Genomic DNA, 10,482 nt, shown 5'->3' with positions numbered 1-10,482 from the left:
ACCATTATACGGACTTTATCCCTGGTATTCTTTGATTCAACCTTGACTTCATGTTTACATTTCCCCTTTCTAATTATTTTATTATGACTAATGAATTTATTTATCCTGATCCTCTAATAATTTGTGATTGATTTAGAATTAAATAGAACACATAGATCAAGTTAGAATCGAAACGTTCAAACGCTTATTATGTTAACTATACAATAGTGGTAATGGCTAATTGTTTAAACCATGATAACATTTTTCACGGTTTGGAAATCAGTACATATTCAATATTGCCTAATATTCATAAAAAGCGGGAACTTGTCAGATTCGAATCCGGATTCGAATCTTAGTTTTTCCCAGGCGGTCATCCTCCTGGGGATTCCGACGGAAGAGCGGGAGAACCGTGACAACATGCTAAGCGCCTATAATGAACTACTAAAAATACTCGTTCATTGCCCAAAGCAGAGTAGACACAGCGCGAAAAGAAGTCTTCTACGTGCTTAGCTGGGCACGCAACATAAAAAAGGAGTATTGCTAAGCTACTTAAATTCGTAGCTTAGCAATACTCCGTGGTTAGTTTGCTTTTTATTAAAGTTATTATTTATTGGCCATCATTAATGCGTCAAAATGCCATAGGCTATAGATTAATATTTTTGAAGGCCTGGCAGTACTTCAGGTGTAGGCCATAATTCCGGCCACTCCAGCCACCACTTGTACTTTTCGACTTGCTCAGTACCGTACCCGAACATATCATCCATGGACTTGAGCAACGTAGATAAAGTTTCTCCAGAACTGCCGATCCATACCCCGGCATCATGGAACCAGGACGCCTCTTTAGTGTTCCAGGGGCAGACCTTCATACAGCGGCCGCAGGAAGCGCCTTCTTCATTCGTTGTACGGAATATGGTGCATTTTTTAAAGTCACTGTTCCAGCGCAGATAACCGTTATACTCAATAGGATCCGCATCCTGGGTAATGGCGCCGGCCGGACAATTGTCCGCACATTTTTTGCATACCCTGCAAAAATCTTGCAGACCAAAATCAATGGGTTGATCAGGAAGCAGCGGCAAATCCGTCGTAACGGCAGCAACTTTATGACGGAAACCTAAACGTGGATGAATAGCGCAGTCGCCTGTTCTGGAAAATTCACCAAGACCGGCGGCAATGACGCAAGGGGTCATCACTGCTTTATAATTGCGAGCGTGATGGGCCCGGGCATTGTAACCAAGGCTCCGAATGTAGTTAGCAAGCGTGACAGCAACGACACCGGAAGCATGGTAGCCCCTAAACGATTGCGCAATACTGATTGAATCATACCCCGTAGACGCTAGCATCGTCTCCAGATGTTGGTCAATCGCAACGACGATGACGTAAGGAAGTCTATCCGTTACCGGAGTAACTGCATTGGCCACATCATTCATTGCCAACGCTTTCGGATTTGTAATCTTATCCAAATACCAAGCATACTCCGGCATACGGCCAATTCCAACTTCATCGGCCCGCAGGTAATAGGCAAAGTCTTTGATGTTCTGAGACATTTGTTCCGGATCGGGAATACTCAGTTTAACAGGAGATACTTTGCCTTGCACTGCAGCCTCTGTAGCCAAAATCACTAAAGTATCATTCTCGGCAGCCCCTTCCGGAGCCTTTCTAACAAAATACATCCTGCCTCGTTGGGCTTCAGGGCCGTATAAGCCGCGGCCAGCCTGTGAAAAGCCTGCTTCTGCTTCGCTTATATTTTTTATTTCACCAACGATCTTCGAGGTACCAAGCCATTCATTATTGTATTGAGCTAATTTGACTTTTGCAGCTCCATATTGTCCACTGGGCTTTAATTTAGATTGTGCTCCATTTCTGGCAGCGCTTGATCCAACAGCAGCCTCAGCTGCAACAGCAGTTTTCGTACCTATTGTGCCCATAATTCCCATCGATACTGCTGCAGCGGCCCCTGCTTTCAGAAAATTTCTGCGGTTGATTTGCAACTCTTTTTTCTGACCGTTATTCTCCAACTTTATCCCCCCTGTTAAGCTTGTAATGTAGTTTCCTTTTTCTTAGCACCAATGAAACCGAGTAAACGGGCCAGGACAACTGCAAGCACTACCGATATCCCTAGGAACAGGAATATTGCCGTGCTTGTTGCTTTAACATGCCCGACTGAGGCATTGATGAAAATAAAGGAAATCCCGATCCAGGTTATCCCATACCATACAACATACAGGCTCCAGTTAAGGATCGTTTTCCACCTCAGCTCCTTTTGAGCGCGAGGTTTAATAAAAAGAATACCGGCGAGAAATAACAGACCCGCTAAAAAGACCAAAAATGTACCCATAGCTCTTTCACCTCCCCTTTTTCCAAGTGGAAATTAAATCGTTACAGGTACATTGTATTAAATCAGTATCGTTCAATTTATGTCGCGGATTAAATCTATATCCTTTTTAGGATATTTTTTTAATTTATCATCGTCGTTATCATGAAATAGGATTGCTTTCATGACCGGTAAAAATATGCGTTTCATGTGTCAACATTTTGAGTTTTTCCATATCATAAACAAATATTTTCTCCCTCTTTTTTTCCAGGATATGATGTCTTTTTAAGTAACCTAATGCTTTGGAGACGGTTACATAGTGGGCCCCGGTAATTTCTGAGATACTCGTTAAAGATAAGTCATTATTTACTTCACAATAATTAGCCCCTGCTGTACCTTTAGAGTTACAAAGTTCATACAACAGCCGTATGACTCGAACTGCCGGATTAAAATAATCCATCTCGGCGACTTGCCTCATGTAATAAGATGTTTTAGAGAGATAGTTCCTTATCACATCGAAAATAATTTGTTGGTCCTCACGGAAAATTCTTGCAAGCTGCTCTTCATTGAATAAGCAGACCTTGCTGTCTTCCATCGCAATAATATGAAGATTATGATATGTTTCAAATAACCTGCCTACAAAAGTGTGCATGCCGGCAAAATACATTAATCTTTCCCGGTCATCATCAAAAACCAAGTCAACTCTTATCTTACCGCTTAATACATAAATGATTGCATGTGGCTCTTCTCCCGGAAAAACCACTGTACTGCCCTTGGCAAAAGATTTTACTGTTCCCAAGTGGACATAGTCCTGTAATTTTGGAACAGGATAAAAGGTATCGGGTACAATTGCTCCACACTTTCTGAAGTTTTCCATGCCCTTCTTTTCCCCCTTATCAACTTTCTTTACCAGAGATTAATATTCAATTTTCCCCATATTTCACCCCTCCATTCTCTAAAAACTTTTAATTTGTTTGCATATATTAAAATTATTTTGAATCGTCTGTGCTAAAATATTAAATTGATAAGTTCATTGTCTTTAAGAGTGAAAAGATAGCACGAACATTATACAATAAAATTTCTTTGTATGATTTAATTCACGACAACTTTATGTACGAAGGTTTGTTAAGGTTGCTTATTAGGATTATTGATTGGTTAGATATATTTTGATTTAAAGAAAAAAGGAGTGACGCTAACTATTAATATGTAGTTAGCGTCACTCCTTCATTTAATTTGGCATATCGCGGTTAATTATTGATTGAATATAATTAGATGATTATTGGATAGTTAAAATACGGCGATTAGTATTTTACAAGGCCTGGCATCTTTTCAGGTGTCGCCCACAATTCCGGCCACTCCAGCCACCACTTGTACTTATCAATCTGTTCAGTACCATAGCCGAACATATCATCCATGCCTTTAAGCAGTTTGGATGAGGCTTGCCCATGGCTGCCGATCCATACTCCGGCAGCATGGAACCAAGACTCCTCTTTTGTATTCCACGGGCATACCTTCATGCACCGGCCGCAGGAAGAGCCTTCTTTATTGGTCGTGCGGAATTTCGTACATATTTCCATGTTACTGTTCCAGCGCAGATAGCCGTTATACTCAATGGGTTCCGTATCCTGGGTGATGGCGCCTGAAGGACAATTATCCGCACATTTTTTGCATACCCTGCAAAAATCCTGAAGACCAAAATCAATTGGTTGATCCGGGGCCAACGGCAAATCCGTTGTAACAGCAGCTACTTTGTGGCGGAATCCTAAGCGTGGATGGATGGAACAGTCTCCTGTTCTGGACAATTCACCCAGTCCCGCAGAAATAAGACATGGTGTCATAACAGCCTTATAGTTTCTTGCATGGTGGGCCCTGGCATTATAACCAAGATTACGAATATAATTTGCTAAGACGACAGCAATAACACCGGTAGTATGGTATCCTAAAAAGGATTGGGCGCCGCTGATCTGATCATACCCTGTGGAGGCCAACATTGTCTCTAAGTTTTGGTCGACCATGACCACAATGACGTACGGTAATCTATCTGTTACAGGAGTAAGTGCTTTCTCAAGATCGTTCACCGCCAAAGCATGCTGATCCGTGACCTTATGAGAATACCAGGCAAATTCCGGCATTTTGCCGATTCCTACCTCGTCGGCTCGCAGGAAGTACGCAAAGTCTTTGATGTTCTGGGACATTTGTTCCGGATCAGGAATATTCAGTTTGACTGGAGACACTTTACCTTGGACTGCCGGTTCTGTTGCCAAGATCATTAAAGTATCGTGTTCGGCTGCCCCGGCAGGATCTTTTCTAATAAAGTACCCCCTGCCAATTTGAGACTCTTTTCCGTATAAGCCACGACCGGCCCGTGAAAATCCTGTCTCTGCTTCGCTGATATTTTTGACCTCGCCAACGAGCTTTGTCGTGCCGAGCCATTCATTGTTAAATGTAGCAAATTTGACCGAAGCAGCACCATAGTGTCCGGTCGGCTTCAGCTTAGATCTCGCGCCATTTACGGTAACACTTGAACCTACAGCAGCCTCAGCAGCAACAGCAGGCGTAGCACCAATTGTACCCATAAGTCCCATGGTAACTGCCGCCGCTGCACCGGCCTTCAGAAACTTGCGACGGTTCATCTGAAGGCCCTGCTGTTGGTTTCTATCATCAGCAAGATTTTTTGACATGACTATTTTGCCTCCTTCATTTGTTTCATTAGGCTTAATCCATTTTTCCCGAGGAGACCCAGGAGCCTCGCCAAAATAACCGCAAAGATAACCGACAGACCAAAGAATAAGAATATTCCCGTACTTGTAGCTTTGACGTGACCAACACGGCTATTCAGAAAAACAAATGAGATGCCTGTACATGTAATCAAGTACCAAATGACATAAAGAGACCAGTTGAGGACCGTCATTATTTTATTTTCGCGTTTCATAAATGGTTTTAGCGCTAAAATACCGGCTAAGAAAGCAATTCCGGCAACAAAAACTAAGAATACGCCCAAAAGACCCACCTCCATAAAATTTTGTAGTTTTTTGTACGTACATCACTACCACTAAATTAAAAGTACCAAACTGAATACCCAAAAACTTTAGCTAGTGCTAAGTTTCATTATTTTCGTCCCTGAGCAGCCTTTCTGTAATATTACAACATCCGGTCAAATAGATATCTGAATTTTAATATGAGCTAAAAATATCAGAGATCCGGTTTGTTACAATGGGTATGATAACGCATACAAAAGGGATGGTTCAAAAAATAAGAACAATTTAAAAACGCCCTCGAAAAAAAGAGGGCGAGCATCATCTGCGATTTTCTGTTGGAATCAAATCTGGAGTCAAATAACAGCAAAATAATTGCAAAGGGTTTAGACGATCAAAAAACATGTGTCCCCTGAGTCATCATTTTCAGTTTTTCTGTATCATAAATGATAATCTTTTTTCTCTTTTTTTCCATCACTTTATTTTTTCTTAACCAGCCTATTACTTTGGAAGCGGTAACATAATGCGTCCCCGTTATCTCGGAAATATTTTCCAAAGACAATTGAATGTTAATTTCATAATGATCACCGATTTTTATGCCATTGGCAATATAGAGTTCGTGAAACAACCTGACGATTCTGACTGCCGGATTGAAATAGTCAATCTCTGCAGCTTGCTTCATATAATAAGAAGTTTTTGATAGGTAGTTTCTTATGATGTCAAAGGGGACTTCGTCATTCATGCTGAAAATTTTTTTAAGCTGTTCTTTCGAGAAAAAACAAACCTTACTGTCTTCAAGTGCAATGGCATAACTATCATTGCAAGTCTCGTATAACTTGCCCACCAAGCCATGTTCTCCGGTAAAGTAAACCAGTCTTTCCCTGCCGTCATCGAGCAGCTTATTTACTCTCAGCCTTCCGGAGACCACATAAATTAGGGAAGAACATTTGTCTCCCGGCCACATGACAGCACTGCCTTTAGCATAAGTCTTCACAGTCCCTAAATTAATAAATTCCTGCAACCTTTCAACTTCAAAAAATGTATCCGGAATAGCGCCTCCACATTTTTCGTTTTCTTCCATCTACTTTTCGCTCCCTGCACCAAGATTTTTACCGAATCAACATCCTATTAAAATTCTATCATATTTTGATCCACCATATTCTAAAAAAGTATATTTTGTTTGCTTAAAGTATAATTTAGATCATTTCCATAAATAGACAAACCCTCAGGAATCACAATCCATGAGGGTTTGCTCTATCATTAATTTTTCAAGATGCCTTTGGAAAATTAAACTTTATAGAACTCCATGAGACGGCAGAGGCGCGGTTAGTACGCTTACAGGAGGCAGTTTGTAATTTTCCGGCCACTCTAGCCACCATTTATATTTCTCGATCTGCTCTGTACCGTATCCGAACATATCATCAATGGCTTTCAGCATCGACGCAGAGGTTTTAGTCTGGCTTCCAAACCAAGTTCCTGCCTGGTGGAACCAGGAATCTTCCTTCGAATTCCACGGACAGACCTTCATACATCTCCCGCAGGATGCACCTTCTTCATTACTTGCCCGGAATTCGGCACACTTGTCTGCATTGGTGGCCCAACGCAGGTAACCGTTTATTTCTTTCATATCATCATCCTGTGAAATAGCGCCGGAAGGACAATTATCCGCACATTTTTTACAGATACGGCAGAAGTCAATAAGTCCAAAATCAATGGGTTTATCCGGAGCAAGCGGCAAATCTGTTGTAATACCAGCCACCTTATGGCGGAATCCCAACCGGGGATGAATAGCACACTCACCTGTGCGTGATAATTCGCCTAATCCTGCCGCTATAATAGTGGGAGGCATATTTACGTTATAATCCACGGCGTATTGTGCCCGGGCGTTATAACCAAGATTTCTGATATATTGAGCGATAATAACAGAAATGACTCCAGTTGAGTGATATCCCAGGAAAGATTGGGAGAGGCTGATGGCATCATAACCTGTGGAAGCGAGCGTTGTTTTTAAATTCTGATCGACCATAACCACAATAACATAGGGCATGTCCGGTTCGGTCATCGGTTTGACGCACTTTTCCCTAGGCAACTCGAACAATTCTCTTCCGGGAAACGGTTCATATATCACCTTTTCAGACCAGTAAGCATACGATGGCATTTTGCCGATTCCCACATCGTCGGCTCTTAAAAAATAAGCCAGGTCTTTGATATGCATCGACATTTGTTCTGGATCAGGAATTTCCGTTTTCACAGGAGCAACAGGACCTTCCACAAGGGGTCTCGGTAGGGCAGTCCCCATAACTATCGCCATGGCCATGGGGTCTTTGGGTATAAGATTGTAGAGTCCCAATTGTCCTCTTTGACTGACTTTTCCCTCAGCAACACGATCAAACCCGCTGTCGTATTGGCTAGTTCTCTTTATCGGTCCGACAATTTTCGTAGTTCCCAGCCACTGGTCGTTTTGTTCTACAAAACGGAGCGAAACGCTGCCCATATCATGAACAGGATGTAATTTGGACCATTGACCTTTGGGTGCGGGCGTATACTTAAACGTCTCGCCCGCCGCACTGGCAACCTTGGCAGGCGCTGTCAGCGCCCCGACAACTCCCATAGCAGTAGCTGCAGCACCGGCTTTCAGGAAATTCCTCCGGTTTATCTTTGACTGCTGTTTTTGTTCGTTACTCAATTTCTTCCCTCCAAATCAAGCTTGTTGTGAACTTGCGTTTCCCATTTTTTTCGCGCCGATAAAACCTAGCAACCGTGCCTGAACGACAGCAAGCACCACAGATATCCCTAAGAACAGGAATATAGCCGTACTTGTTGCTTTAACATGGCCGACCGATGCGTTAATGTAAATAAAGGAAACCCCCATCCACGTGATGGCATACCAAATAACATATAAGGCCCAGTTCAGTACTGTTTTCCACATTAAGTCCCTTTTGGCGCGAGGTTTAATAAAAAGTATCCCCGCTAAAAATAACACACCGGCAATAAAAATTAAGAATGTACCCATATATTCACCTCCCTTTTAATATAATTTTAAAGATTTTATTGATAGGAATTTTAGTATGAATTAAGCATTAATTAATTTTCTATATCATTACCTTCTGTAATTAGTTATAAATCGGATAGTTTAAATAAATTTTTATTTTTTGATCTCTGTGATAAACAAACCCTCAGGAACAAAAATCCATGAGGGTTTGTTTATTACAGAAATAGTGTTTTAGCCAATTAAAAAAATTTGTATTATCTGATACTATCTTTTAAAAAAGACGTTTCTCAAATGTTAGCTCTTTTAATCTATCTAAATCATGGATAATGATTTTGCCTTTCTTTTTCTCGATAATCCTTTGCTTTTCCAAATATCCTAATACTTTGGATACTGTAACAAAATGGACTCCTGATATTTCAGAAATTTGTTTCTGAGACAATTCAAGACGGACTTCATATGAATCCCCTACGGGTATTCCGTTAGATATGCATAGACCATAAAGAAGTCTTACAATTCTGACCGTAGGATTGTATAATTCCATTTCAACGGTTTGTTTCATAAAATAAATGCCTTTGGCAAAAAGATTTTTCATAATTTCAAAATATAAATCACAGTCAGCTTGAAAAATTGTTAAAAGCTGCTCCTTTGAAAAAAAACACACTCTGCATTTTTCTATTGCAGTCGCGTAGGCATTATCATTATTCAGCTCAAAGATCCTATCCATGACTCCATTTTTGCCGCAAAAATATATCAACCTTTGCTTACCTTCCTCTGTAACCATATTGAGCTGGATTTTTCCCGAAAGTACATAGATTAGCATGAATTCATCCCCTGGTAAAATAACGGCACTTCCTTTGGCATAGGATTTTACAATTCCTAAATGGATAAATCTTTGCAATTTTTCAATGGGATAGAATGTGTCAGGAACTGTTCTTGTCAATTCATTAAAAAAATCATATTCCATGGCTTTCTAACCCTCCCATAATGCACTTTCATATTATTTTATATATTATCCTTAAAAAATAATCTTATTTTTTTCAGGCATTGTACTTTTTTTAAAATCTTAATTTGATTATAGAATTTGCAATATTAGAATACAATAACTTTTTATCAAACTCAATAATAATGCTGATAACAGTCTATCTGACTATTACCAGCATTATATCGGATTATTTATTTAGGTTATCCCACATTCTACAATGAGCAATTAATTCGGGTTTGGTTATCAGAATGGCATTTTATCCGGAATTGGTAACAATTTTGATAAAAAATAAGTGCTGTTAATTTTTAAATATATTCTTTCTTTTCGTTAACTCTTTTAATTTTTCAAGATTATAAATAATCATCTTTCCATTCTTTTTTAATAAAATGTTTTGTTTTTTCAAAACGGTAAATACCTTTGAAACTGTCACATAATGGGCCCCGGTTATCTCAGAAATATCTTTTAGCGGTAACTTTATGCTAACTTCAATATGGTTGTCCACCGGTATTCCCATAGAAATACAAAGATCATGAAGTAACCTTACAACCCTAATCGCCGAATTAAAATAATCCTTTTCAACAACCTGCTTCATAAAATAAGAAGCTTTAGCATTGCTATATTTTAATAAGTCCAAGATAATGTCTTTGTCCATCTGGAAAATATGTTCAATCTGTTCCTCAGAAAAATGACATACTTTGCTATTTTCTAACGCCAGCAAGCAACCCTCAAAAGTAGATTTGTAAGCATAATGGTACAGATGACCAAATACACTATGCTTTCCGCCGAAATAGACCATTCTTTCCCTTCCATCATCAAAAATGTAATTTAATTGCACCTTACCATTAAGTACATAAAACAATTCGCTCCTTCCTTCTCCCGAAAAGCCAATATAACTTCCTTTGGAATAAAATTTTGCAGTACCATAATGTACATATTTCTCCAATTTACTTACTGCATAAAATGTATCTGGAATTCCTCCCATCCATTTTCCAAAATTCTCTTGCATTTTATCTCGTCTCCTTTCCTTATAAAATTGGGTGCCACTATAGGCACTTTTCAGTAATAATTGCCTTATTTTATAGTGATTGAAATTTGCACTATTAGCATACGATAATTTTTTTTATCATTTGTACATCCATATTAACTTTTTTTGCAAAAATTGATACCTGTATGGGAGTGTCGGAAAAGTTACAATACTTTAAATATTATTGCGTTTTTTTAAACAGTGAGCTGTCAAAGTAAA

The 10,482-nt window shown here is 39.6% G+C and carries 11 protein-coding genes; 1 reads left to right on the top strand and 10 read right to left on the bottom strand.

What is annotated here, in order from left to right; all coding sequences use genetic code 11:
• The first annotated feature begins 303 nt into the window (after positions 1-303).
• A complete protein-coding gene (locus A7K50_RS11365; RefSeq protein ID WP_243103738.1) occupies positions 304-489 on the top strand; it encodes a DUF3102 domain-containing protein in 186 nt (61 codons plus the stop codon).
• Positions 490-629: 140 nt separating this feature from the next.
• On the opposite strand, the gene A7K50_RS11360 is transcribed toward A7K50_RS11365, so the two are convergent.
• The 10 genes from A7K50_RS11360 to A7K50_RS11315 form a co-directional block, all read right to left on the bottom strand.
• A complete protein-coding gene (locus A7K50_RS11360) occupies positions 630-1,994 on the bottom strand; it encodes a reductive dehalogenase (protein ID WP_119776358.1) in 1,365 nt (454 codons plus the stop codon).
• 14 nt (positions 1,995-2,008) lie between these two features.
• The gene (locus tag A7K50_RS11355) at positions 2,009-2,314 is read right to left on the bottom strand and encodes a hypothetical protein (RefSeq protein WP_020492123.1); all 306 of its coding nucleotides are present in this window, start codon (positions 2,312-2,314) and stop codon (positions 2,009-2,011) included.
• Positions 2,315-2,453: 139 nt separating this feature from the next.
• A complete protein-coding gene (locus A7K50_RS11350; protein WP_119776357.1) occupies positions 2,454-3,167 on the bottom strand; it encodes a Crp/Fnr family transcriptional regulator in 714 nt (237 codons plus the stop codon).
• A 424-nt stretch (positions 3,168-3,591) separates the two neighbouring features.
• Entirely contained in the window at positions 3,592-4,971 is a 1,380-nt protein-coding gene (locus A7K50_RS11345) for a reductive dehalogenase (protein WP_119776355.1), read from the bottom strand.
• A gap of 2 nt (positions 4,972-4,973) precedes the next feature.
• Entirely contained in the window at positions 4,974-5,291 is a 318-nt protein-coding gene (locus tag A7K50_RS11340; protein ID WP_165904966.1) for a dehalogenase, read from the bottom strand.
• 368 nt (positions 5,292-5,659) lie between these two features.
• A complete protein-coding gene (locus A7K50_RS11335) occupies positions 5,660-6,346 on the bottom strand; it encodes a Crp/Fnr family transcriptional regulator (protein WP_119776352.1) in 687 nt (228 codons plus the stop codon).
• Between the two features lie 213 nt (positions 6,347-6,559).
• Positions 6,560-7,951 (bottom strand): reductive dehalogenase, encoded by a 1,392-nt coding sequence (locus A7K50_RS11330; RefSeq protein WP_119776350.1) that lies wholly within the window; start codon positions 7,949-7,951, stop codon positions 6,560-6,562.
• A 15-nt stretch (positions 7,952-7,966) separates the two neighbouring features.
• Positions 7,967-8,278, bottom strand: coding sequence for a dehalogenase (locus tag A7K50_RS11325; RefSeq protein WP_119776348.1), 312 nt, complete (start codon positions 8,276-8,278; stop codon positions 7,967-7,969).
• 250 nt (positions 8,279-8,528) lie between these two features.
• On the bottom strand, positions 8,529-9,221 hold the full coding sequence (locus tag A7K50_RS11320; RefSeq protein WP_119776347.1) for a Crp/Fnr family transcriptional regulator: 693 nt from the start codon (positions 9,219-9,221) through the stop codon (positions 8,529-8,531).
• Between the two features lie 316 nt (positions 9,222-9,537).
• Complete coding sequence (locus A7K50_RS11315) at positions 9,538-10,245, bottom strand: Crp/Fnr family transcriptional regulator (RefSeq protein ID WP_119776345.1); 708 nt, start codon at positions 10,243-10,245, stop codon at positions 9,538-9,540.
• Between the last annotated feature and the right edge of the window lie 237 nt (positions 10,246-10,482).

It is taken from the genome of Dehalobacter sp. MCB1 (assembly GCF_003590275.1).
GTDB lineage: Bacteria > Bacillota > Desulfitobacteriia > Desulfitobacteriales > Syntrophobotulaceae > Dehalobacter.
This window is presented reverse-complemented; position numbering and strand designations above follow the sequence as displayed.